Source organism: Alcaligenes sp. PF14, assembly GCF_037150615.1.
Classification (GTDB): domain Bacteria; phylum Pseudomonadota; class Gammaproteobacteria; order Burkholderiales; family Burkholderiaceae_B; genus Alcaligenes; species Alcaligenes phenolicus.
On sequence record NZ_JBAGRS010000034.1, the window covers coordinates 1 to 280 of the forward strand.

1 protein-coding gene is annotated in these 280 nt (G+C 56.1%); it reads right to left on the reverse strand.

Annotated elements, in window-relative coordinates; translation table 11 throughout:
- On the reverse strand, nucleotides 1–280 hold a 280-nt coding region (locus WFM49_RS18570), incomplete at both ends, for an EF-Tu/IF-2/RF-3 family GTPase (protein ID WP_336974866.1).

Here is a 280-nt window from a genome sequence, read left to right on the forward strand (position 1 = left end):
CGTGTGTGGCTTGATCGAGCCTGGCTTGGCCAGAACCTGACCACGTTCCACGTCTTCACGCTTGGTACCACGCAGCAGCAGACCGACGTTATCGCCAGCTTCGCCCTGGTCCAGCAGTTTGCGGAACATTTCAACGCCGGTGCAAATGGTCTTGACCGTGTCTTTGATACCCACGATTTCGATTTCTTCGCCGACCTTGATGATGCCGCGCTCAATACGACCTGTCACAACCGTACCACGGCCGGAGATCGAGAACACGTCTTCAACAGGCATCAGGAAC